The sequence below is a fragment of the Pedobacter rhizosphaerae genome (genome assembly GCF_900111155.1).
GTDB classification, from domain to species: domain Bacteria; phylum Bacteroidota; class Bacteroidia; order Sphingobacteriales; family Sphingobacteriaceae; genus Pedobacter; species Pedobacter rhizosphaerae.
In genome coordinates this window covers 1-1,048 of the sequence record NZ_FOGG01000083.1, presented here as the reverse complement: position 1 = coordinate 1,048, position 1,048 = coordinate 1, and the positions used below count along the sequence as shown (strand labels likewise).

Genomic DNA, 1,048 nt, shown 5'->3' with positions numbered 1-1,048 from the left:
AGAGCTTGCTTTTCTAGAGACCGGCGCACGGGTGCGTAACGCGTATGCAACCTACCTTTATCAGGGGGATAGCCCGAAGAAATTCGGATTAACACCGCATAAAATCACAGTACAGCATTGTACAATGATCAAATATTTATAGGATAAAGATGGGCATGCGTGTCATTAGCTAGTTGGCGGGGTAACGGCCCACCAAGGCGACGATGACTAGGGGATCTGAGAGGATGACCCCCCACACTGGTACTGAGACACGGACCAGACTCCTACGGGAGGCAGCAGTAAGGAATATTGGTCAATGGAGGCAACTCTGAACCAGCCATGCCGCGTGCAGGAAGACTGCCCTATGGGTTGTAAACTGCTTTTATCCGGGAATAAACCTACTTACGTGTAAGTAGCTGAATGTACCGGAAGAATAAGGATCGGCTAACTCCGTGCCAGCAGCCGCGGTAATACGGAGGATCCAAGCGTTATCCGGATTTATTGGGTTTAAAGGGTGCGTAGGCGGCCTGTTAAGTCAGGGGTGAAAGACGGTGGCTCAACCATCGCAGTGCCCTTGATACTGACGGGCTTGAATGGACTAGAGGTAGGCGGAATGAGACAAGTAGCGGTGAAATGCATAGATATGTCTCAGAACACCGATTGCGAAGGCAGCTTACTATGGTCTTATTGACGCTGAGGCACGAAAGCGTGGGGATCAAACAGGATTAGATACCCTGGTAGTCCACGCCCTAAACGATGAACACTCGCTGTTGGCGATACACAGTCAGCGGCTAAGCGAAAGCGTTAAGTGTTCCACCTGGGGAGTACGCCCGCAAGGGTGAAACTCAAAGGAATTGACGGGGGCCCGCACAAGCGGAGGAGCATGTGGTTTAATTCGATGATACGCGAGGAACCTTACCCGGGCTTGAAAGTTAGTGAATTATCCAGAGATGGATAAGTGAGCAATCACACGAAACTAGGTGCTGCATGGCTGTCGTCAGCTCGTGCCGTGAGGTGTTGGGTTAAGTCCCGCAACGAGCGCAACCCCTATGTTTAGTTGCCAGCATGT

General features: G+C 51.2%; 1 rRNA gene. It reads left to right on the top strand.

Annotation, left to right across the window (positions count from 1 at the left end):
- Positions 1–1,048 (top strand): 16S ribosomal RNA (locus BMX11_RS24050); the annotation flags it as partial.